Genomic DNA, 22,139 nt, shown 5'->3' with positions numbered 1-22,139 from the left:
TATGATCGTTTCTGTCTGCTTAACTAATCTTCGACCTTTTGTCCCATCATCATGAGATATGCCTTAAGAAATTGATCAATGTCTCCATCCATTACCGAATCAACATTACCTGTTTCTTCCCCTGTTCGCACATCCTTGACCAGCTTATACGGGTGCATGACATAATTCCTTATTTGCGACCCCCATTCGATCTTCATTTTGGAATCTTCGATCTCCCTGCGCTGTGCCTGTTGCTTCTGAAGTTCAATTTCGTACAACTGACTTTTTAACAGCTGCATGGCCTTAGTCTTATTGTCGAGCTGAGAGCGGGTTTCAGAATTTTCTATAACAATTCCTGAAGGCGCGTGACGCAATCGAACTGCAGTTTCAACTTTATTTACATTCTGGCCACCTGCGCCTGAAGATCTCATGGTTTCCCAGGAAATATCAGCAGGATTGATCTCAATCTGAATGCTCTCATCAGCCAGGGGATAAACATAGACGCTGGCAAAGGAGGTATGTCTTTTAGCATTACTGTCAAATGGTGAAATTCTAACTAGCCTGTGCACTCCATTTTCGCCTTTAAGCCATCCGAAGGCGAAATCTCCTTCGATTTCAAGAGTAACTGTTTTTACGCCTGCCACTTCCCCGGCCTGATAATTTAATTCTCGAACTGAAAATTTCCGATCTTCCGCCCAGCGCAGATACATACGCATTAACATTTCTGCCCAGTCACAGCTTTCGGTACCACCGGCACCGGCTGTTACCTGTAAAACGGCACTAAGACTGTCACCTTCTTCAGATAACATATTCTTGAATTCAAGGTCTTCAATGATTGCCTTGGCCTGCACATGACGTTCCTCAACATCTTCGGCTGTTGCTTCCCCTTCCTTGTAGAATTCGAAGATAACCTCGAGATCATCCACGAGATTAACGGCCTCCTCATAATCATCTACCCATTTCTTTTCAGAATTGAGTTCTTTTAGAAGAAGCTCGGCTTTCTTAGGATCATTCCAGAATTCGGGTGCAAGAGTTTTTTCCTGCAGATTGGATATTTCTATTTTTTTGGCATCAACGTCAAAGATACCTCCTTAACGCAACCAGGCGATCTTTGAAGTTCTTAATGGTATCTACTGTCAGCATACTTATTTTTTTAACAAAAATAGAATTAAAGCAGGTTCTCAAAAACTTATTTACGATTATTTTATAGTTTTAGGTCCCTTAATGCAATAGTCAATGAAATCAATTCTCCCTATTATTCTTAGCCTCAGTACAATTGTTAGTATACATGCGCAGGCTTTCAAAGACAAACAGAACCTTGTGAAGCATGAGGGGCTTTTTAATTTCTATTATTCAGAAGAAGAGGACCGGATATTTCTGAAAGTTGATCAACTTAATGAAGATTTTCTATATGTACATTTCCTAACTACAGGTCTTGGCTCGAATGATATAGGTTTGGACAGAGGACAACTTGGAGGCACAGCTGTAGTAAGGTTCGAAAAAGCGGGAAATAAGCTCCTTCTTATTCAGCCCAATCAGGATTTTAGAGCCGAAACACAAAACCAACTGGAACGTCAAAGTGTGGAACAGGCCTTTGTTCGCTCTGTGCTTTATGGATTTAAGATAGAAGAGGAGCAGGACGGAAGTTATATCATAGATCTTACACCATTTTTATTGCAGGATGCACATGGTGTTGCTCACAGGTTAAAACAGGGGGATTTTGGAACCTACAGCATAGCTAAAGAGAAGTCTGCCCTTTCTATGGAAAGGACCAAAGCTTTCCCCGAAAATGTGGAATTTGAAGCTCTGCTCACTTTCGAAGGGGAGCCAAAAGGCAGAGATATTCGCAGTGTGGCGCCAAATGCTTCAAATCTTAGCCTCATCCAGCATCATTCTTTTGTGAAACTGCCCGACGATGGCTACCAAAAACGAAATTTTGACCCCAGAAGCGGAGCAATTTACATTTCCTATATGGATTATTCCACTCCTGTTTTTGAACCTATAACCAAGAGGTATGTCGTAAGGCATCGCCTGGAGAAAAAAGATTCGGAGGCTGCATTTAGCGAAGCTGTTGCGCCAATAGTTTATTATCTGGATCCAGGCACTCCCGAACCCGTTAAATCGGCTCTGCTGGAAGGTGCAGCATGGTGGAACCAAGCCTTTGAGGCCATAGGGTACAAGGATGCTTTCCAGGTGAAAATGCTGCCTGAAGATGCAGATCCTCTTGATGTTAGGTACAATGTGATACAATGGGTGCACAGGTCCACCCGGGGCTGGAGTTATGGCGCGAGTGTTGTTGATCCAAGAACTGGGGAAATCATAAAGGGACATGTTAGTCTTGGAAGTCTAAGAATAAGGCAGGACCTTCTAATCGCTCAGGCTCTCATGAACAGACCTTTCGCAACAGATGATCTCAATCACGGGCCAATGCTTGATATGGCCCTCGCCCGAATTAGGCAATTATCTGCTCACGAAGTAGGACATACCTTAGGGTTTGCACATAATTTTGCAGGGAGTAGCGATGAGAATTCCTCGGTTATGGATTACCCGCACCCACAATTTGAGCTGGAAAATGGTAAGATCGAAGTTAGTAAGGCCTATGAGACAGGCATTGGGGAATGGGATAAGTTCACAGTAAAATACAGTTATGCTCATATTCCTGAGGCTGAGTCGGAAGACAAATTTCTTAATTCGGTCCTGGCGGAGGCAAATGACAGGCAGCTGCAATTCATTTCTGATGCCGATGCTCGTGCCCCGGGTGGCGCTCATGTCAATGCTCATCTCTGGGATAATGGGAAGAACGCTGCAGAGGCACTGGAGGAGATCCTTAAGATTCGCGAGCTGGGAATCGCAAATTTTTCTGAAGATAATATTCGATCGGGGGAAGCCTTCTCTGTACTCGAAGATGCCTTTGTTCCATTGTATTTCCTTCACAGGTATCAAACTGAGGCTGCGGTAAAGGCAATTGGGGGCTTAAATTATAATTATGCTGTAAAAGGAGGAGGGCAGAAAACAGTGGTAACCCTGGAGCGGGAGCAACAGGAAGAGGCACTTCACGCCGTTTTGAAAACCTTAGAACCAAAAGTCCTTGCTGTACCAGAAGATAAACTCCATCTTTTTCCGCCCCGGGCATACGGGTTTGGCAGGAGTAGGGAATCTTTTGCCAGCAATGCCGGGGTAGCGTTTGATGCGCTAGGTGCACCCGCCACTGCCAGTCAATTGACACTTTCCTTACTTTTGCATCCTGAAAGGGCCGCAAGACTAATTCAGCAAAAAGCTGTGGATAAAAATCAGATAGGACTTGAGGAAGTTCTGCATGAGCTTTTGGAAAGAACAATAAGATCTTCTAAAACTGACAGTTTCCTGCAGGAAGTTCAGAATGCGATCAACTACAATGTTCTAGATCATCTCATGAATCTGGCAGTGCATGAAAAAGCTACTCCGCAGGTAAAAGCTGTGACTTTTGCAGAGCTTGAGGCGCTTGAAGATTGGCTTCAGAAAAAACGTAATAGAACGAATAGCGCAAGAGCTCATCTGTTAAGGAAGATACAGACTTTTAAAAAAGTACCTTCCAATTTTAAACTTGAGCATAGTACACCTAACATTCCTGATGGCTCACCTATAGGAAGTTTTTAAAAACGAATGTGACGAAAAAAAATATACTTAAAAATGAAAGAAATAGATCTAAGAAGTGATACGGTTACTAAGCCTACCAAGGGCATGATGAATGCAATAGTAAATGCCGAGGTTGGTGATGATGTTTATAAAGAGGACCCTACAGTCAACGAGCTGGAGGAAAAGCTTGCCAAAATGTTCGGCATGGATGAAGCTCTTTTTTTTCCAACTGGCAGTATGGCAAACCAGGCCGCCATTAAATTGCACACACAACCGGCAGATCAATTAATATGTGACAAATGGGCTCATGTCTATAACTATGAAGGTGGAGGCGCCTCTTTTAACAGCGGCGTGTCCTGTAAGTTGGTTGATGGTCACCGCGGAATGATTACGGCTTCGCAGGTAGAAGAAAATATTAATCCGCCCGACTTTTACCACAGTCCGCTAACGACGCTGGTATGTCTTGAGAACACCACAAATAAAGGCGGTGGTGCCTGCTATGATTTTGAAGAAATAAAAAAGATAAGGCAGGTATGTGATGCACATAATTTGGGGCTGCATCTCGACGGAGCAAGGCTTTTTAATGCCCTGGTAGCCAAGAAAGAAGATCCGAAAGAATACGGGAAGCTCTTTGATACGATTTCGGTTTGTCTCTCTAAAGGACTTGGAACTCCTCTGGGAACAGTTTTGATTGGCAACAAGAAGGTCATGAAAAATGCAATGCGGGTGCGAAAAGTACTGGGCGGCGGAATGAGGCAGGTAGGGTTTATGGCAGCTGCCGGAGTCTATGCCCTGGATAATCATGTAGAGCGACTTGCTGAAGATCACAAAAGAGCTTCAGAAATAGGTGATGTTCTTGGGGAGCAAGAATATGTGTCTGAAGTAGAGCCGGTGGAAACGAATATTGTGATATTCTACCTTAAAAGAATGACAGATGAACCTGCTTTTATGGAAGCATTGCAAAAGCAAAACATCAGGATAAGCAATATGGGGCAGGGAAAGCTTAGAATTGTTACGCATTTAGATTATTCCGAAGAAATGCATCACAGGTTTCTTAATGTGCTAAGAGAAATAAAGCTTTAAAAATATTACCCTCCAAAAATGCCTTTTTTGGAGGGTAATTATCTGTTATTTTAGAAAACTCTTTTTCTAATTAACCATTGAGCATATCGTTCATGCCTGGAATATCGGGCATTCCTTCTTTTGCAACAGCGGCAAGTTCGGCTTCATTTACTTCAGTAGCCCTGGCTATGGCCTTATTAAGTGTAAGCACCAGGTAATCTTCGAGCTGCTCTTTGTCTTCAAGTAGCTCATCGGCAATTTCTATATTTTTGATCTCCCTGCTGGCCGTAATGGTCACCTTCAGTAGATCATCGGCAGATTTCTCGTCTAAAAGTACGGTTTTGAGCCTTTCTTTGGTTTCCTCAACCTTTTTCTGGGTTTCCTTGATCTTATTCATCATACCCATCATATCTCCAAACATAATTTCGGTTTTTTAGTTGAAGGCAAAACTACCTAAAAAGGTCATATTATATAACTTATGTTTCCAGTTTTAAGTTTTCTTTATCAGAAAGTGTAACTTTGCAGCCGGTAAAATAATAAGGAGAAAATGAAAGTTGCTGCTACAGAAATATTTGCCCCTCAGGCCAAAAAGATCCCGGTCCATTTAGAAAAGCATGGCGACGTGCGTACAGATAATTACTTCTGGATGCGAGAGCGTGAAAATCCTGAAGTTCTGGACTACCTCACCAAGGAGAATATGTATAATGATCAAATGACAGCCCATACTAAAAAGCTGCAGGAAGATCTATTTCAGGAAGTAAAAGCACGGATCAAGGAAGATGATTCTTCGGTTCCTTATAAACTAAACGGCTACTGGTATATTACCAGGTTTGAGAAAGGAAAGGATTATCCCATTTATTCCAGAAAAAAGGAATCCCTGGATGCTCCCGAAGAGATTCTTTTTGATGTTAATGAGATGGCTAAAGGCCATGACTATTACAGGTTGAGTGGGTTGAGCATAAGCCCAGATAATAAACTTGTGTCTTATGCAGTAGACACCGTAAGCCGGAGAAAATATACGATCTACATCAAAAACCTGGAGACAGGTGAGATCTATCCCGAAAAAATAAAAAATACCACTGGCGGTGCCACCTGGGCTAACGATAATAAGACGCTTTTCTATGCCCGTAAGGATGAGGAAACGCTTCGCAGTGATAAGATCTATAAGCATAAACTGGGCACAAGATCTAAGGACGATAAGCTTGTTTTTTTCGAGACCGATGATACTTTCCATACCTATGTGTACAAATCCAAATCGCGACGGTACATCATCATTGGGTCGGACAGTACTTTAACTTCTGAATATAGATTCATTGCAGCAGATGATCCAGATGGAGAGATCCACCTGGTCCAGCCAAGAATTAGAGGCGTGGAATATAGCATTGCCCATTACAGGGATTGTTTTTATATCATGACCAATATGGATGGAGCAACTAATTTTAAGTTGATGAAGGCTCCGGTTCATTCCCCAGGAATGGAAAACTGGGAAGAAGTGATCCCACACCGCAAGGAAGTTTTGTTGGAAGATATTGACTTGTTCAGAGATTATTTGGTGGTGAGCGAGAGAAGTGACGGACTCAACAAGATCCATATTCGCAGATGGGATGGCACCGATTCTTATTTCCTGCCTTTTGATAATGAGACTTATACTGCATTTACTGGCGCCAATCCAGATTTCGATACAGAGATCTTGAGGTACACGTATAATTCCCTTACCACTCCCACGCAGGTAGTGGATTTCAATATGCGAACCAGGGAAAAAGAGATAAAAAAGGAGCTTGAAGTTTTGGGAGGTAAATTCCAGAAGGAGAATTATATTTCTGACAGGATCTGGGCAACCGCCCAGGATGGTACTCGGGTGCCAATAACTCTGGTGCATAGAAAAGGCCTGGAAAAAGATGGTTCTAATCCGGTGTTGCTATATGCCTATGGCTCTTATGGTTCCACAATAGATCCTTACTTTTCTAACGTGAGGCTTAGTTTGCTGGATCGCGGATTCATTTTTGCCATTGCCCACGTGAGAGGAGGGGAATACCTTGGTAGACAGTGGTATGATGATGGAAAGCTTTTAAAAAAGAAAAATACTTTTTCAGATTTTATTGACTGCACGCTTCATTTGATCAATGAAAACTACACCTCGCCGGAGCATATGTATGCCAGCGGGGGTTCGGCAGGGGGCTTGTTGATGGGCGTGGTAGCCAATTGGGCTCCGCAGCTGTACAAAGGTATTATTGCTACTGTTCCTTTTGTAGATGTAGTTACAACAATGCTGGATGAAAACATTCCGCTTACTACAGGAGAATATGATGAGTGGGGGAACCCAAATGATCCGGAATTCTATTTCTACATGAAATCCTATTCGCCTTATGATAATGTAAGCGCTCAGAATTATCCTAATATGCTGGTTACTACGGGGCTTCATGATTCACAGGTGCAGTACTGGGAACCGGCAAAATGGGTGGCCAAACTACGAGAGCTCAAGACCAATTCAAATAAGCTTCTTTTTCACACGAATATGGAAGCAGGACATGGAGGAGCATCTGGCCGTTTCGAAGCCTTGAGGGAAGTTGCCGAGGAGTATGCCTTTCTGCTGGATTTGGAGGGAATCACCGAATAATTAAAATATTTGACTAAATTTGCTCGTTTCGTGATCGTATTTAGCCTATTTTTAAATGCGGTTATTGTAAATAACTTCAATTTATGAGAGAAGATTTACAGGTTTTCGACAATGTATTACAACTCATAGGTAATACTCCGCTAATACACCTAAACCGCATTACCCAAAATTTTGAAGGAGACTTCTTTGCAAAGGTTGAAGCCTTCAACCCAGGACATTCTACTAAAGACAGAATAGCATTACATATAATAGAAGAAGCCGAGAGAAAAGGTATTCTTAAGCCCGGCGACACCATTATCGAAACTACCTCTGGAAACACCGGATTCAGTATTGCAATGGTAAGCGTAATTAAAGGGTACGAGTGCATTTTAGCAGTTTCTTCGAAATCTTCAAAAGATAAAATAGACATGCTCCGCTCAATGGGGGCTAAGGTTTATGTGTGCCCTGCAAATGTTTCTGCAGATGATCCAAGATCGTATTACCAGGTGGCTAAGAGGATGCACGATGAGATCAAAGGATCTGTTTATATCAATCAGTACTTTAATGAGCTCAACATCGAAGCACATTATCGTTCAACCGGGCCCGAAATATGGAAGCAGACCGAGGGAAAGATCACACATCTCGTTGCTTGTAGCGGAACCGGAGGAACTATTTCTGGTACTTCCCGATTTCTGAAGGAACAAAACCCAAATATTCGTATCTTAGGGATTGACGCCTATGGTTCGGTTCTTAAGAAGTATCACGAAACCAAGGAATTAGACAGTTCAGAGATTTATCCATACCGTATTGAAGGCCTTGGGAAAAATCTAATTCCCACAGCCACAGATTTTGACAGCATCGATAAATTTGTAAAGGTAAGTGATGAGGATAGCGCCCATGCTGCACGACAACTGGCACTAACCGAAGGTCTTTTCGTAGGGTATACCAGTGGAGCCGCCTTACAGGGAGTACGGCAATTAGCTGAAGAAGGGGAATTTGATAAAGACAGCAAAGTAGTGATCATTTTCCCAGATCATGGCTCACGTTACATGAGCAAGGTGTTTAGTGACGATTGGATGAATGAGCAAGGCTTCTTTGACAGCAAGAACGAAAAGACGCCGAATCAAATAGAGTTCATAAAATAAGAGCTCAGAAAATTCCATTTCTGAAGTAAAAAAAATCTTTCAAAGAATATCTTAATTCCCGAACCTACGGCAAGCCTCCTGCTGTACGGGATTAAACGCGAAATTCATGTTTTTCAGTAGGCTTAGCTGAAAGGAAATACAGGAGTTACTATTTATTTACTACTTTTGCGGAAGTCAAAAAATATATAAAATGGCAGATTTATTTGATAAAATATACAGGGATAAAGGACCATTAGGGAAATGGTCTGAAGTGGCAGAGGGATATTTTGTATTTCCGAAGTTAGAAGGACCTATTTCCAATCGAATGAAATTCCGAGGTCAGGATGTGATCACCTGGAGTATAAATGATTACCTGGGTCTTGCAAATCATCCCGAAGTAAGAAAGGTAGATGCCGAGGCTGCTGCCCAGTGGGGTTCTGCCTATCCGATGGGTGCAAGAATGATGAGTGGACATACAGACCTGCATGAAAAATTGCAGGATGAACTTGCGTCTTTTGTTTCTAAGGAAGCTGCTTATCTTCTCAATTTTGGATATCAGGGTATGGTTTCCACTATTGATGCCTTAGTATCAAAGAAAGATGTTATAGTTTATGATGTAGATGCACATGCCTGTATCATTGATGGAGTACGCTTACATCTTGGTCAACGCTTTACCTATAAGCACAATGACATGGAAAGCCTGGAAAAGAACATCCAGCGTGCTGAAAAAATTGCCGAACAGACGGGAGGCGGAATCCTGGTCATTTCAGAAGGAGTTTTTGGAATGAGAGGAGAGCAGGGAAAATTAAAGGAGATCGTTGATCTGAAAGAGAAATACAATTTCAGATTTCTTGTTGATGATGCTCATGGCTTTGGAACCTTAGGTAAGACCGGAGCGGGAGCCGGAGAGGAGCAGGGGATACAGGATGGAATAGATGTATATTTTGCCACTTTTGCCAAGTCTCTTGCAAGTACAGGAGCTTTTATTGCTGCCGATAAGGAAATAATTGATTATCTAAAATACAATTTGCGGTCGCAAATGTTTGCTAAATCTCTGCAGATGCAGCTTGTCATAGGTGCTTTGAAGCGTCTCGAGATGTTGAGAACTATGCCCGAGTTGAAAGAAAAGCTTTGGGATAATGTTAATGCGCTTCAAAATGGGCTTAAGGAAAGAGGTTTTGATATTGGAACCACACAAAGCTGTGTAACGCCAGTTTATTTGCAGGGAAGTATTCCTGAAGCTATGGCTTTAGTGAATGACCTGAGAGAAAATTATGGGATTTTCTGTTCAATTGTGGTTTATCCGGTAATTCCGAAAGGCTTGATCTTATTAAGATTGATCCCAACAGCAACTCACACGCTCGAGGATGTTGAAGAAACTCTTTCTGCATTTTCTGCAATTAGAGAACGACTTGAAAACGGTACTTACCGCCGACTATCGGCTGGAGTGGCTGCCGCGATGGAAAAGTAAACCTCTAAATAAAGAATAAATGATCCCCTTCTAAAAAGGGGATTTTTTTTGCCCTTTTTGTAAGGTAACTTTACAATTAGTTTAATAATTAATAGGCTGCAAATCTTTATTTTAAGGATAGGTATATTCTAATAATTAAAAAATTAAAAAAAAGGAGTAAAGTTATGAAGGAGATAAAATTAGCAGTGATCTATTACAGTGCAACAGGTACTAATTATCAATTAGCTCAATGGGCTGAAGCTGCAGCCAAAGAACGTGGAGTTGAGGTGCGATTAAGGAAGATAAAGGAATTAGCACCCATGACGGCAATTGAGGCCAATAAGGATTGGAAGGAGCATTTCGAAAACACAAAAGATGTAAAGGAGGTAAGCCTTGATGATCTTGAATGGGCAGACGCTTATATCTTTAGTGCACCCACCCGGTATGGGAATCTTCCTTCTCAATTTACCCAGTTCCTTGATACTACTGGCGGATTATGGTTTAGCGGAAAATTGGCGAACAAAGTGGTAAGCGGAATGACTAGTGCTAGTAATGTACACGGGGGGCAGGAAACAACTTTGCTTTCCTTATACAAAACCATGTTCCACTGGGGAGCTATTGTCGCTGCACCGGGTTACACAGACGATGCCATTTTTAGTGCTGGAGGTAATCCTTACGGAGTGAGCGTAACAGCAGGAAAGACTAACCTGGATGAAAAGATCGAGAAGGCAGTTGCGCATCAGGTTAAGAGAACCCTTCAACTTGCCAAGTGGATAAAAAATGGCAGTAATTAGATAAAACCGAATTTTTATTTGGAGATACGAGAAAGTAATGTATATTTGTACATACAAATGTTGTAAATGAAAATATGATCGAAGAAAAGAAAAATATTGAATTGTTTAACAGGGCAGCGGTCATTGAACTTGTGGTCAGTGGGAACTGGGTACAGGAAAGGTTGGCCGATGCTTTGAAACCATTCAATATTTCTATCGCTCAGTTTAACGTTCTTCGAATCTTGCGGGGCCAGAAAGGAAAGCCGGCGTCCCTTGCCTGTGTCAATGCAAAAATGATCCATAAAATGAGCAATACTACCAGGCTTATTGACAAATTAATGGAAAAGGAGCTGGTTGAAAGGATCACTTGTCCTGCAAACAGGAGAAAGATAGAATTGACCATAACAGAAAAGGGTCTCGATCTCTTAAAGCAATTGGACAAAGTTATTGACACGGCAGAGGCTCAGGCTATGGAGAGTTTAAGCAAAAATGAACTCACTACATTAACCGCTCTGCTCCAAAAACTCAAAAAGTAAAAAATTTTCATTAAACATTTGTATGTACAAAATATGTAATAACAATAAATACTTAAATTAAATTAAAATGAAGAAAAGAACATTTTTCACAGCAGCGGCTCCAGTACTTGTATTTACTACAGTAGCCTTTAACACGATCAAAAAGAATGTTGATGTTGAGGCCAGTACCATTGAATGGACAGGGAAGAAGATCACAGGCAGTGCTCACCACGGTACTATTCAGTTAAAAGATGGTTATCTCAATCTTACAGAAGATGGAAACCTCATAGGCGGTGAGTTTGTAATGGATATGAATACTATTAAAGTAACAGATCTTACCGGAGAGTACAAGGAAAAGCTTGAAGGCCACCTTAATAACGATGATTTTTTTGGAGTAAACAATTATGCCACTTCTAAATTCGTGATCACTGAAGCAAAACAAAAATCTGATGATGTTTATACTGTGACAGGCGACCTCACAATCAAAGGCAAAACAGAACCTGTTAGTTTTGACATGACTGTAAAAGAAAATACAGCTTCAGCCAAGATAAATATTGACAGAACCAAGTACGGTATTAGATATGGTTCAGGAAGCTTCTTTAGCAACCTGGGAGATAATACCATCAATAACAACTTTACTCTTGATGTCAATCTAAAGTTCTAAATCTTATAGGATCTGGATAAAAAAAGCTGCCCACGGGCAGCTTTTTTTTTATAACACTAACTCTGTGAAGAGTCGGTCGAGTGTCTTTTCAAGGTCCTTGCACAGCCCAGGATGTGGCCTCGAAGTCTGGATCACCGAACTTCGCACTGCCGTTAACCATCTAAAACGGGAAGGAATATCCATTTGCGCAATAGGTCCGCCCTCCTTGCTTCCTATGCATATTTTTTCGAAAGACATTAAATTAGCCTCCAGTTGTTCAATGTCCAGGTCGGGAGAAAGAATACTCAGCTTTTCCAGGTCTAGTTGAAAACGCACCTGTAGGTAGTTTTCTTTTTTGCAATATAACACTACTCCCACGTTGAGAAATTCTTCTCGTTCTACTCTGGGAACCAGCCTTATTACGGCATATTCATATAAGTGCTTGTCTTGCATTTTCTGCCTCTTTTATAAACAAATTCGAATTTTCCAGACGTTGCAGAAGAAAATTTAAGTATGCCTCTTTGATCTGCTTTGGTGTTTCTTCAGTTTCCTGCCATTCCAGCCATTCTCCTGGTAAGGCAGACACTATTGCCTGTAGTTTTTCTGTAGTAAGTAAAGATCTGAATTTTCGATCTGTCTCCCAAAGGTCTTTTGCCTGTGGCAGAAGAACGTGATCTTTAATAAGAGGGAACGGATTTTTCGCGTGTTTCTCCAGGTTTGTCCAGGAATGATGAAAGTAAAAGGCCGCACCATGGTCAATCAACCAGAGTTCCCTGTTCCACATCAACATGTTTGTATTGCGATAAGTACGATCTACATTGGTAATAAATGCATCCAGCCATACGATCTCTGAAGCCAGCCTGCTATCTACCTGGGTTACGCCCGGATCAAAGTTAATAGCTCCCGACAGGAAGTGTAGGGCAAGATTCAAGCCTTTGCTGCCCTGTAAGAGATCCTGGATCTCTTCATCTCCTTCTGTGCGTCCAAAAGCTTCATCAAGGTGAGCAAATACCAGCTCGGGCACTTTAAATCCTAATGCCCTGGCAATTTCCCCTCCTAAAAATTCAGCAATTAAAGCTTTGACCCCGTGACCTGCACCTCTAAATTTCAGTACATATTTGAAATCGTCATCAGCTTCCGCAAGGGCTGGAAGTGAACCTCCTTCCCTTAAAGGGGCAATATACCTGCAAACAGTTACGGTTCTTAAATCCATTTTCCCATACAATGTAATACAACAAGTTCATTGCAAATTTACTATTGTTCAGGGAGTTCAAAAGATAAATGTATAAAAATGAAGATATCTTCCTTTAAGGGAGTATTTAAATGAGGAGACTGGAGGTTAATCAGGAATAACTCCAGCAGCAGAAATAAGAGACTAGCTTAAAATTCAGGTCCCTGCCGTGAGGTTTTTTTGCTTCTGACTTTTTATGAAAGTTGTAAGGGTGTGAAAAATGCCTTTTTTGAGTCTTTTAAACTGGCTCGAGAAGAGTGCAAAATCATTGAGGATTGCCTTGTGCTCCTGTCTGTAACTTCTGCCACTCTGAATCCGTTCGGCTTGCTCAAGGAAAGTTCGCAGTGCCTGCATATGAGCATTGACTTTCAGCTCCAGTTTTTTCAGCTCCTTTTGTGACAGCTTTATTTGATGGATTGTTTCACTGCAATGTAGATTAATCAATGGCAGCAGCTTACCTGTGCAGTAGGTGTGCAAGAGATGCTCCAGAAATTTTTGTTCGTCTTTGACAAAATTTATTTCCGATTTCCATTCCAGGGAGGAGAAATGCATTTCCTCGGGCGTTTTCCAATCTATGTACCTGTATTGATGGAGTGGAAGTTCCATAGGTTTAAAGATCTAATGTTCCTTACTTGTTTTTTTCAGGTTCTTTCCTGTGTAGGCAAAAACATCTAATTTAAATTTTCTGAATTTTTCTGAAAACTCCAGGATCCGTTGCCCTAATTTCACATGTTCATTATGATAGAAAACCTCACAGCCTATATCCTCACATTCCAATATTCCTTCAATATCATACCTGTGGTTATGCACTTCTCTAATAAGCTCTAGATTTTCTTTCCTAAATTCCTGAAGCTCGTCGTAGTACACCTGAAGTTGTTCGTACATGTTCAGGACATTTCTTCTAAAAACATCAGCACTCAGAAAGAGAATTAGAAAATTCAGCTCTTCAGCAATATAGGAGAGGGTATTTTTCCAGCCGTTATTTTCCTTTAGCAGTCTTTCTATCTCCTTTTCATTAGCTGAAAAATTTCTCGTCACATCTCGATTCATAATCTCCTGTCTTTAAGTTATTAAGATAACGAATTATTCTTTTTTCCTCATGACAAATGTCATCATAAATATTTTTTTCTCTTCGTAATGAGGAAAAATTTAAGAGAATTATGAGCCTTTGAAATATTAACTAAAATATTTTCATGGACCTGTTTCACGAATCAAAAAATGATATACATTTGACCCCTCAAACAATTAATAATTCATTTAAAATGAAAAAATCCTTTTTGACTTTTGCTGCTATCGCATTAGTATTTAGTTTTACTTCTTGTAAAGAAACTACTACTGAAACCACTGAAGAAAGTGCAGTAGAAGTTATCGAAACTCCAGAGACTCCAGTAGAAGTTGAGGAAGTTGAGGTTGAAGAAGTTGTTGATACTACAAGCACCGGCGGTACCGTAGTAGAAGACATTACCGATACTACTTCTGTAGAATAATTTTTGTTCTTAAGAAACCCGGCATTCTAGAATGCCCGATGAAGAATCCGTGACCCCGTCACGGATTTTTTTGTTTCTATAGTGTCTATCTTTTTGCAGCAATAACCTTTGTACTACTTATCTCCTAGGAGATGGGATCACAAGAAAAGGGATCTTTACGTTGAATCCAATTTCATTCACTAACGGCATGAATAACAGGTTTTCAAAAAAGGATCTTTTATTGTTCACCATTGCAAGCAGGTGTACTTCATTCTCCTCCTGAAAATCATAAATAGCCCTGACCACGCTTTTCTCGGTAATACTATAGAAATGATGACCATTGTTTTTCAGGGCGTTCCCTAATGCATTTTTTCTACTGGTTTGTTCTTCCGAAAGATTAAGACCAGAGTACACGTGCAGTATATGTACTGTCGAAGCATGTAGCTCTGCAAGTTCTAACAGGCTTTGAAGGATCCCCGGGATATCGGCTTCGTAGTCGGTGGGGAACAGAATTTGTGAAGGTGGACGGTATTCGTATAAAGAAGGGATTGCCAAAAGAGGGCAGCGCGTTTTCTTGATTGCATGAACAGTATGAGTACCAAAAAGGATCTCTTCAGCTCCGGTTGCGCCTTTTGTGCCCATGATCACCATATCTATTTCCTTCTCAACAACGAGGTCCTTGATCTCATCACCCAGCAGGTTAAAGGAAGAGATCTTCTTAAAACTGTGCTTATCATTTCTGAAGTTTCTCTTTACTCTGCGCAACACCCTTTCCAGACCTTCGTTTGACCTTTTACTGTAGATCTCTGTCAGGGTAGGTTGAGAAGCACTGTAAACAAGATATTCATTATCGTAAAGTACAGGCGTATAGGTGTTGAGGAGGTAAAACAAACATTCCTCCTTTTCGAAAAGCTGTACCGCATATTTTATTGCATTGTATGCGTTTTCTGAAAAATCTGTGGGTAAGAGGATCTTTTTCATACCTGGAAAAATTAGAAGCGATGAAAGTTCTGAAGTGCCAAAAAGGGCATTTTTGGATGCAGTCCTATTTTATCTATGGTGGAGGTATAGAGGATGTTTTCAAGATAACTGTGCCTGGAGTTAACAAGCACTAAAAGATCTGCCTTTAAGGATTCAGCCATTTTTTCAATGGCCGCTGTTTTTTCCAATTCCTCATGATGCAGCTTTACCTTTACCTCCTGTAGCTGGTCTAAAATGGCATTTTTGTTAGCTTCTTGACGAAGACTCATCGCAGCCGACCTGGAGGCGTAGAGTAAGTGAACATGAGATGAGAAAGACCTTGCAATTCCTCCTATCAGGTCCAGTTCTCTTTGTTGGTACGGTAAGAGAAAATTTGATGGAAAAAGAATGTGTCTGGGTGTAGAAAATCTATAGTGTTCTGGTATGCTCAACACCGGACATTGCACATATTTGATGATCTGCAGGGTGTTACTGCCAAAAGTTAATTTTCTGTCGTTGGTAATTCCGCGGGTGGAAGTAATGATAAGATCTGCATCTTCTCGTTCTGCCAGGTCATTGACTTCATCTATAAGTAAACCAAAGGCAGAAACGAGAGCAATTTCGTGCTTAGTGGTGTCATAAGACTTTAAGAGCTGCGTTTTTAGATCTTGAAGTTTTTGTTCAGCATGTTGCCTAACAGCTTTTTTTCTTTCCTCTAAAGTTTCTTTATTTAATATGGATTCTTCCGCGAAAACTTCTTCTTCGTAGGCGTGAAGGATAAAAAGCTTACAGGTTTCATGCCTGAACAATTCGCAGGCATAAGTCACTGCATTCATTGCGTTTTCCGAAAAATCGACAGGAATGATTACTTTTCTCATTTTTAATGCTTTACGCTAAAGTTAGGCGAATTTTGGGCAGCAAACAATGATTATTATCATTCCAAAAGCAGGAATTATTTTCATCCCTTAATCATTTTCTGGTGCTTAAGCAGTTGATCTTTCAGTGAATATTCTGAAGCTTCTGAAGGTCAAGGATCTTGATATCCCTTCCCAAAATATCTATTATGCCATCTGCCCTAAGGGAAGAAAGGCTTCTAATGAAACTTTCGGTTGATATTCCTGCCACACTTGCCATGTCACTCCTGGAGACCTTTATGAGCTGTGAATTTCCCAAGCCTGTTTTTTTAGCAAACTCCAGGAGGGTACTGGCAGTTTTTTTCAGGACAGAACCATAGGCCATTTCCAGGAGATGTGTTTTTAAAACATCAAGATGTTGCGAAATCAGCTCGGCATACTCCAAAGTAAGTTCCAGGTTCTGTTCCAGCATTTGTACAAATTCATCATGGGAAGCTCTAAACAGTACACTTTTCTCAAGAGTTGTGGCAGTTTCTGGATAACAGGAATGAGGTTGAAAACTATAAAACCCAAAAAATTCGCCTTTTTGTAAGATCCCTGTGATCAATTCTTTCCCTAATTCATCAAGTCGGGACGTCTTGACCAGGCCAGATTCCAGGAGAAATATATTTCCGGCGAGGCGACCTTCCAGGTAAATATCTTCATGCTTCTCTGCATTTAATTGTTCTCCGCAACTTTTAAAATGTTCTTTTAATTCCTCTAAGGCCTGTCCTTTTTTTCCAGGTTGAACCTCTTTTCTTTCCTGTTGAAGCAGCTGGCACCTCTTTTCAAGGCGTCTTTCAATAGCAAGAATGAGGTCTTCTTCATTAAAGGGTTTTGTGAGATAATCATCTGCTCCTAAGTTCATCCCTTTCCTTATATCACCGGGATCGGCTTTGGCAGATAAAAATATGAAGGGAATATTGCAGGTTACCTGGCTTTGCTGAAGGGCTTTATAGACTTCATAGCCATCCAGTTCGGGCATCATAATATCTGAAATAATGAGGTCTGGTTTTTCCTGAAAAGCCTTCTTTAATCCGCTTTTGCCGTCATGGGATGTAAGGGTTCTGTATCCGGAAAGTTCCAGTAATTCCCTGGTATTTTCTGCCAATACCACGTCGTCTTCAATGAGAAGCACCGAGCTCTCCATGTGAAATTTATAAAGGAGTTAAACCGCTGAAGTTATTTGCTGAATTAGCGAATCAAATAAATTCTTGCCTTCTAAAGATACGGTAGAAAATTAAATTTGGGAAATTATTAAGAGCTAAAATATATACTTTATAAATACGGTTCTTTACCTTTAAAGTAATGCAACTAACAGGATGGCGCTTAGACTGATGCGCGTAAGATCCGTGAAAAATGATGAAGTATGAGAATCCTTATTTGCCAGTGTTGCGGCCTGCCTTTTTCTTCGAAGATAAGAGGTACGAACCGTGACCTAAGTTTAAGTTCCGACTATTGCTATGACTGCTATAGGAATGGATCATTCACAAATCACCATATCACAGTAGTAGATATGGAGAAGAAACTGCAAAATATGGTGAGAACCAATGACGGAGTTACCTTTGAAGAAGCCCAGCAGATCATATGTACCTTGCCCAACCTAAAACGTTGGAAAATGACACATATTCTGTAGTTGTTTTTCTGAAATAGTAAAAGCTCTTCATGAATTCCCGGTTCTTTTCAATTTGTAAAACCTAGGAACTTTCGGGAAGTTAAAACCATAAATATGAAAAATGTAAAAATCGTTCTTGCTGCTTTACTTACAATAATTCTTGTAAGCTGCGGAGATGACAAAAAAGACAAGGAAACAATAACCATAGGAGAAGAAGGGACCTTAGAAAGGGTCGATACCCGCTCCAATAACGAATCTGCTAAGGATACTGCCCAGTCTTCCGAAGCCATTCAGCGTAACAATGGAAGAGTTGAAGTGACTCTTACCGGGAACGATATGATGCAGTTCAATCTGAATGAGATAAGGGTAAAAGCGGGGGAAACCGTAAAACTCACTTTACGCCATGTTGGAGAACTTCCTGAAAATGCAATGGGTCATAATTTCGTCCTTTTACAGAAGGGAACAGATGTAGTGGATTTTGCTACAAAGGCAGCAACTGCCAGTGGATCAGATTACATACCCGAAGGAACAGAGGAAGTTATCGTCCATACAGAGATGATTGGTGGAGGAGAGGAAACCTCGATTGAATTCACAGCTCCTGAAGCTGGTTCCTACGATTTTATATGTAGTTTCCCAGGCCACTATATTCAAATGAGAGGTAAATTCATTGTCGAATAAAAAAAAATGTTTTTCTATTTAAGGCTTCCGTACGGGAAGCCTTTTTTGATATGTGTACTTTGTGACTTCCGAAAAGAAACTGGAGCAGATCACCATTTTAACTCTAAGCTATGATCATAACCTTAACCGCCAATCCGGCGCTTGATATTTATTCAACAACACCAAAACTGGTGCCTAATGAAAAGCTGAGGTGTCAGCTGCCAATTCTTAATCCTGGAGGTGGAGGGATCAATGTATCGCGGGTCATAAAAAGGTTAGGAGGGAAGTCGACCGCAGTTTACGCAAAAGGAGGCCACACAGGTAAGTTATTTTCAGACCTTTTGAGTAAAGAGGGGATAGACGAAGATCCTGTACTAGTAAAAAACGATCTAAGACAGAATTTTTCGATCACCGAAACTTCCAGTAATGAGCTGTATCGCTTTGGTTTTCCTGGAGCCGAGCTGGAATCTGATGAATACGAGGCGCTGCTTGAAAAGGTGGATCAATGTAAAAGTGGTTCTTTTTTGGTTGCAAGTGGAAGTCTTCCGCCAGGTGCACCAAATGATTTTTATGCCAGAGCAGCAGCGAGGGCTAATAAATGTGGTCTTAAATTTATTCTCGACACCTCAGGTAGATCTTATCGGGGTGTCCTGGAAGAAGGGGTTTATTTACTGAAACCAAATAAAAACGAGTTACAGGACCTCACGGGTAAGGTCGCAGAAACCAGGGAGGAACAGAAAGCTCAACTCCTGGAACTGCTTAACAGGTATAGCATCCACATCATAGTTCTATCCCTTGGCGCTGAAGGTGCCATTGTGGCCAGCCATGGAAAGGTAAGACACTACCAGGCTCCAAAAGTAGAGCATGTGAGCTCTATTGGTGCAGGAGATAGTATGGTTGCAGGTATGGTTTACAGTTTGGCAAATGGCAATTCTATTGAAAAAGCAGTCCTGCTCGGGTTGGCTTGCGGGAGCGCTACAATAAAATCTCCAGGTACAGATTTACTGCAAAAAGAAGATGTACAACCGCTTTACGAGCTTCTGTTAAATGAATTAAAGCAAGCAGAAGATCTTTAGAGCTACTGGAAGAAGACAACAGAAGAGAGTAATTCTATAAATCCGGGTTATTTCCGAAAATAAGGAATGAATAAATAAATAAATATGATCTAATCTATAGCAAAAACTTAAAGCAATGAAATGGAAAGGGAGAAGAAAAAGCGGAAATGTTGAAGATCGCAGAGGCAGCTCAAAAGGTAAACTTGTCGCCGGAGGAGGAATAATTGCTATTATTGTCCTGGCAGTGCAATTCTTTGTAGGTGGCGATAGCGGCGAAATTCTGAATCAGCTCCAGGATCAGGTTGGGGCTCCAGCCGAAGAACGGGAACTAACAGCAGCCGAGCAGGAGTTAGGTGATTTTGCAGCAACCGTACTGGCCGATACTGAAGACATATGGAATCAGCTCTTCCAACAAAGCGGTGCAAATTACCAGGAACCCGGAATGGTCCTTTTTTCTGACGCTGTAAATACAGGCTGCGGCAGTGCTTCTTCAGCTTCAGGACCGTTTTACTGTCCTGCAGATCAAAAGGTATATATGGATCTAAGCTTCTTTGAAGAGCTACGCACAAGATTCGGCGCACAGGGCGGAGATTTTGCTATTGCCTATGTTATAGCACATGAAGTGGGTCATCATATTCAAACGCTGCTGGGAACTTCGGGAAAGGTGCGGCAACTTCAGCAAAACCTGAATGAACGAGAATCAAATGAACTTTCGGTGGCCCTGGAACTGCAAGCCGATTTCTATGCCGGGATCTGGGCGCATTATAATCGTGAATATTTGGAAGAAGGGGATATTCAGGAGGCATTAAGCGCAGCAAGTGCTGTGGGTGACGATGCTATTCAAAAACGCACTTCTGGCAGGGTGGTTCCCGATGCTTTTACTCATGGAACCTCAGAACAACGAATGGATTGGTTTATGAAAGGGTATCGCAGTGGCGATCTTTCACTGGGTGATACTTTCCAGGCTCTTTCCAATTGAAGGCAAAATTCAATGGATCTAAAAAGCAGAATCTCCTTGATCTTCAGTAGCTGAATCCCACTGTTTCAATGATCTCCCCTGCTGTCATCCTGCCTAATTTTTCATTACCAATACGCACCCTAACAAGCCGAAGCGTAGGATAACCTACGGCTGCAGTCATTTTCTTTACCTGCCTGAACTTTCCTTCTGTAAGGGTGATGGAAATCCAGCTGGTTGGGCCGTGGCGCTCATCTCGTATAGGTTTGGACCGGGCTGGAAAAATGGGCGGAACATGGAGCTTATGGGCTTCACAGGGTTGGGTGATATATTTTTTTCCGTTGATGCCTATTTCCACTCCAGTTTGCATCACCTGGATTTCCTTCTCTCCAATTATCCCATCTACCTGCACATAATATTCCTTTTCAACCCGGCCTCCGGTTATTTCTGAACTTACCTTTCCATCTGTAGTGAGTAATAAAAGTCCTTCTGAGTCTTCATCTAGTCGACCTACGGACATTGTGCCGGGCGGAAACTCACCCAGATCGCCAAGCAGCTTCTTATTTCGCCTGGTTTTTTGATTGGTGATAAACTGACTTAAATAACCGTAAGGTTTGTAAATTTTGAAGTGTCTGTGCATTAAAAATTTCCTATGGGCGGCAAAAATGAGGTTTTAAACGGATAATTTAACATGAAAAGGCAGTGAAATCTTAAAAAATCACCAAAAGTGGGTATTGCCTGACGGAGTAGCATCCTCTATTTTTACAGCATGAAGTTGGAACAGTCGCATTTTTAATGAGCTTTTTCAACGGAGTAAAAAATCGGGGGTGTAGGGGCCCCGATTTTTTTTTTGCCTATATGAGATCATACGCATGTGCGTATTCGGTAAATTCATAGGTACTGGAGATCCCCAGCTTCTTTTTAATGTTCTTTCGATGTGTATTTACTGTATCGGTCGAAATATTCAATTCATGGGCAATCTCTCCTGAGCTTTTTCCCAGTGCCACCAGCCGTAACACTTCCTTCGCCCTGTTTCCCAGGCTAAGGAATTTCCCTAGATTTTCTTTAAAGAATTTATTTTCGGCCAGGAGTCGCTCTGCTTTATTCTGTATGTGCTTCATTCTGTTTACAGGAAAGGCTACTGTAACTACGTGCGTTGGCACACCTTCAGGATTTTGATGAAAGATCCTTATTGAGGCAATGTGCCACACCCAGTCTTCTCTGTCCTTAAACTTTACCTGTTGGAAAAATGTAAAGGTCTCTGAAGGATCCCGATTCTGAAGTAACTTTCTCAACTTCACCATAAAGTCTTCCATATCTTCATTGTTGAAGAATCTCTCGTGATATTTCGGGCCCATTTCAGAAAGAGCCTCAAGAGTAACGCCTAACTGTTCAAGGCCCCGGGAAGACATATATACAGTCTGAAAGGAATCGGGATTAAGTTCATGAATCACGACCACCCCCGGCATTAGCTCTGCACAAATTGAAAATGCTGCTAGTTTTTCTTCAAAAGATTTTTCCAAAAGAACTTCTATTTTCAGTTAAAGCTA

At 41.3% G+C, this 22,139-nt stretch carries 24 protein-coding genes; 13 read left to right on the top strand and 11 right to left on the bottom strand.

Going from position 1 to position 22,139, the window contains the following annotated elements; genetic code table 11:
- Positions 1-23 precede the first annotated feature (23 nt).
- Positions 24-1,122 (bottom strand): peptide chain release factor 2 gene (gene prfB / locus HC175_RS06410; protein WP_168137665.1). Its coding sequence is split into 2 segments (ribosomal slippage): positions 24-1,058 and positions 1,060-1,122, totalling 1,098 coding nucleotides; the frame shifts between segments, so codons are not numbered across the junction.
- 93 nt (positions 1,123-1,215) lie between these two features.
- Between prfB and HC175_RS06405 the strand changes: the two genes are divergently transcribed.
- Both HC175_RS06405 and HC175_RS06400 read left to right on the top strand, forming a co-directional pair.
- A complete protein-coding gene (locus HC175_RS06405; RefSeq protein WP_168137664.1) occupies positions 1,216-3,615 on the top strand; it encodes a zinc-dependent metalloprotease in 2,400 nt (799 codons plus the stop codon).
- Between the two features lie 33 nt (positions 3,616-3,648).
- Positions 3,649-4,677: a threonine aldolase family protein gene (locus HC175_RS06400; protein ID WP_168137663.1), complete on the top strand. Its 1,029-nt coding sequence runs from the start codon at positions 3,649-3,651 to the stop codon at positions 4,675-4,677.
- A 70-nt stretch (positions 4,678-4,747) separates the two neighbouring features.
- Here the strand turns inward: HC175_RS06400 and HC175_RS06395 are convergent, their stop codons facing one another.
- Complete coding sequence (locus HC175_RS06395; RefSeq protein ID WP_168137662.1) at positions 4,748-5,077, bottom strand: YbaB/EbfC family nucleoid-associated protein; 330 nt, start codon at positions 5,075-5,077, stop codon at positions 4,748-4,750.
- A gap of 126 nt (positions 5,078-5,203) precedes the next feature.
- Between HC175_RS06395 and HC175_RS06390 the strand changes: the two genes are divergently transcribed.
- The 6 genes from HC175_RS06390 to HC175_RS06365 all read left to right on the top strand — a co-directional run bounded on the left by HC175_RS06390 (position 5,204) and on the right by HC175_RS06365 (position 11,778).
- Positions 5,204-7,273, top strand: coding sequence for a S9 family peptidase (locus HC175_RS06390; protein WP_168137661.1), 2,070 nt, complete (start codon positions 5,204-5,206; stop codon positions 7,271-7,273).
- A gap of 83 nt (positions 7,274-7,356) precedes the next feature.
- A complete protein-coding gene (gene capA, locus HC175_RS06385) occupies positions 7,357-8,397 on the top strand; it encodes a cysteate synthase (RefSeq protein ID WP_168137660.1) in 1,041 nt (346 codons plus the stop codon).
- A gap of 190 nt (positions 8,398-8,587) precedes the next feature.
- Entirely contained in the window at positions 8,588-9,847 is a 1,260-nt protein-coding gene (gene capB, locus HC175_RS06380; RefSeq protein ID WP_168137659.1) for a cysteate-C-fatty acyltransferase, read from the top strand.
- A 164-nt stretch (positions 9,848-10,011) separates the two neighbouring features.
- A complete protein-coding gene (locus HC175_RS06375; RefSeq protein ID WP_168137658.1) occupies positions 10,012-10,620 on the top strand; it encodes a flavodoxin family protein in 609 nt (202 codons plus the stop codon).
- A gap of 74 nt (positions 10,621-10,694) precedes the next feature.
- On the top strand, positions 10,695-11,135 hold the full coding sequence (locus HC175_RS06370; protein WP_168137657.1) for a MarR family winged helix-turn-helix transcriptional regulator: 441 nt from the start codon (positions 10,695-10,697) through the stop codon (positions 11,133-11,135).
- Between the two features lie 67 nt (positions 11,136-11,202).
- Positions 11,203-11,778, top strand: a complete 576-nt coding sequence (locus HC175_RS06365; protein ID WP_168137656.1) for a YceI family protein — start codon at positions 11,203-11,205, stop codon at positions 11,776-11,778.
- Positions 11,779-11,826: 48 nt separating this feature from the next.
- Here the strand turns inward: HC175_RS06365 and HC175_RS06360 are convergent, their stop codons facing one another.
- From HC175_RS06360 to HC175_RS06345, 4 genes are all read right to left on the bottom strand, one after another.
- Positions 11,827-12,210, bottom strand: coding sequence for a DUF3037 domain-containing protein (locus HC175_RS06360; RefSeq protein ID WP_168137655.1), 384 nt, complete (start codon positions 12,208-12,210; stop codon positions 11,827-11,829).
- Positions 12,188-12,982, bottom strand: coding sequence for a HipA family kinase (locus tag HC175_RS06355; RefSeq protein WP_209309938.1), 795 nt, complete (start codon positions 12,980-12,982; stop codon positions 12,188-12,190). The genes HC175_RS06360 and HC175_RS06355 overlap by 23 nt, the downstream gene beginning before the upstream one ends.
- A 162-nt stretch (positions 12,983-13,144) precedes the next feature.
- Positions 13,145-13,594, bottom strand: a complete 450-nt coding sequence (locus tag HC175_RS06350) for a hypothetical protein (RefSeq protein ID WP_168137653.1) — start codon at positions 13,592-13,594, stop codon at positions 13,145-13,147.
- 12 nt (positions 13,595-13,606) lie between these two features.
- Positions 13,607-14,038, bottom strand: a complete 432-nt coding sequence (locus tag HC175_RS06345) for a hypothetical protein (RefSeq protein WP_168137652.1) — start codon at positions 14,036-14,038, stop codon at positions 13,607-13,609.
- 143 nt (positions 14,039-14,181) lie between these two features.
- Here HC175_RS06345 and HC175_RS06340 point away from each other — a divergent pair, with 143 nt between their 5' ends.
- Positions 14,182-14,475 carry a hypothetical protein gene (locus HC175_RS06340; RefSeq protein WP_235942541.1) on the top strand — a complete coding sequence of 98 codons (294 nt, stop codon included), beginning with the start codon at positions 14,182-14,184 and terminating at the stop codon, positions 14,473-14,475.
- Between the two features lie 117 nt (positions 14,476-14,592).
- Here the strand turns inward: HC175_RS06340 and HC175_RS06335 are convergent, their stop codons facing one another.
- From HC175_RS06335 to HC175_RS06325, 3 genes are all read right to left on the bottom strand, one after another.
- Positions 14,593-15,435 carry a universal stress protein gene (locus tag HC175_RS06335; RefSeq protein ID WP_168137651.1) on the bottom strand — a complete coding sequence of 281 codons (843 nt, stop codon included), beginning with the start codon at positions 15,433-15,435 and terminating at the stop codon, positions 14,593-14,595.
- An 11-nt stretch (positions 15,436-15,446) separates the two neighbouring features.
- A complete protein-coding gene (locus HC175_RS06330; RefSeq protein WP_168137650.1) occupies positions 15,447-16,292 on the bottom strand; it encodes a universal stress protein in 846 nt (281 codons plus the stop codon).
- A 121-nt stretch (positions 16,293-16,413) separates the two neighbouring features.
- Positions 16,414-17,457: a response regulator gene (locus tag HC175_RS06325; RefSeq protein ID WP_168137649.1), complete on the bottom strand. Its 1,044-nt coding sequence runs from the start codon at positions 17,455-17,457 to the stop codon at positions 16,414-16,416.
- 219 nt (positions 17,458-17,676) lie between these two features.
- Here HC175_RS06325 and HC175_RS06320 point away from each other — a divergent pair, with 219 nt between their 5' ends.
- The 4 genes from HC175_RS06320 to ypfJ all read left to right on the top strand — a co-directional run bounded on the left by HC175_RS06320 (position 17,677) and on the right by ypfJ (position 20,613).
- The gene (locus tag HC175_RS06320) at positions 17,677-17,943 is read left to right on the top strand and encodes a zinc ribbon domain-containing protein (RefSeq protein ID WP_168137648.1); all 267 of its coding nucleotides are present in this window, start codon (positions 17,677-17,679) and stop codon (positions 17,941-17,943) included.
- A gap of 93 nt (positions 17,944-18,036) precedes the next feature.
- Positions 18,037-18,600 carry an azurin gene (azu, locus tag HC175_RS06315; protein ID WP_168137647.1) on the top strand — a complete coding sequence of 188 codons (564 nt, stop codon included), beginning with the start codon at positions 18,037-18,039 and terminating at the stop codon, positions 18,598-18,600.
- 110 nt (positions 18,601-18,710) lie between these two features.
- Entirely contained in the window at positions 18,711-19,655 is a 945-nt protein-coding gene (locus HC175_RS06310) for a 1-phosphofructokinase family hexose kinase (protein ID WP_168137646.1), read from the top strand.
- A 115-nt stretch (positions 19,656-19,770) separates the two neighbouring features.
- Positions 19,771-20,613 (top strand): KPN_02809 family neutral zinc metallopeptidase, encoded by an 843-nt coding sequence (gene ypfJ, locus HC175_RS06305; RefSeq protein WP_168137645.1) that lies wholly within the window; start codon positions 19,771-19,773, stop codon positions 20,611-20,613.
- A 43-nt stretch (positions 20,614-20,656) separates the two neighbouring features.
- Here ypfJ and HC175_RS06300 read toward each other — a convergent pair whose 3' ends face one another.
- Together HC175_RS06300 and HC175_RS24155 are read right to left on the bottom strand one after the other, a co-directional pair.
- Positions 20,657-21,229: a pseudouridine synthase gene (locus tag HC175_RS06300; protein WP_168137644.1), complete on the bottom strand. Its 573-nt coding sequence runs from the start codon at positions 21,227-21,229 to the stop codon at positions 20,657-20,659.
- A 214-nt stretch (positions 21,230-21,443) separates the two neighbouring features.
- Positions 21,444-22,112 (bottom strand): response regulator transcription factor, encoded by a 669-nt coding sequence (locus tag HC175_RS24155; protein ID WP_235942540.1) that lies wholly within the window; start codon positions 22,110-22,112, stop codon positions 21,444-21,446.
- Positions 22,113-22,139: the final 27 nt, after the last annotated feature.

Source organism: Salinimicrobium oceani (assembly GCF_012037645.1).
Note: the sequence above shows the minus strand (reverse complement) of the source record. Positions and strands in the feature narration are given on the sequence as shown.